This is a genomic window from Aurantimicrobium sp. (genome assembly GCF_036667855.1).
Classification (GTDB): Bacteria; Actinomycetota; Actinomycetes; order Actinomycetales; family Microbacteriaceae; genus Aurantimicrobium.
Genome location: NZ_JAVWTF010000138.1, coordinates 1 through 500, shown reverse-complemented (window position 1 = coordinate 500; position 500 = coordinate 1). Strand labels below are relative to the sequence as shown.

Genomic DNA, 500 nt, shown 5'->3' with positions numbered 1-500 from the left:
TGGACTGACCTCTGGTGTACCAGTTGTTCTGCCAAGAGCATAGCTGGGTAGCTAAGTCGGGAAGGGATAAACGCTGAAAGCATCTAAGCGTGAAGCCCACCTCAAGATGAGATTTCCCATAGCGTAAGCTAGTAAGACCCCTTGAAGAACACGAGGTTGATAGGTTAGAGGTGTAAGTATGGTAACATATTTAGCTGACTAATACTAATAGGTCGAGGGCTTGACCAATAATACGAGAAAGAATAAGAACGGCAATATTTATGTGCAATTTTCAGAGAATACTCTGAATAGATCTGGTGATGATGGCATAGAGGAAACACTCCTTTCCATTCCGAACAGGAAAGTTAAGCTCTATAGCGCTGATGGTACTTCACGGGAGACTGTGCGGGAGAGTAAGACGTTGCCAGGTGTTAATATTAAAGGATAGTTAATAAACTATCCTTTTTTTACGCGAAAATGAATATGTGAAAAATTTATATGAGAAAAGACAAGTTTTATTC

2 rRNA genes are annotated in these 500 nt (G+C 40.4%); both read left to right on the top strand.

The features are described 5' to 3' along the window. Nucleotides 1–228, top strand: a 23S ribosomal RNA gene (locus tag RR877_RS10745); the annotation flags it as partial. Nucleotides 229–292: 64 nt separating this feature from the next. Continuing rightward, nucleotides 293–409 (top strand): 5S ribosomal RNA (rrf, locus tag RR877_RS10740). Nucleotides 410–500: the final 91 nt, after the last annotated feature.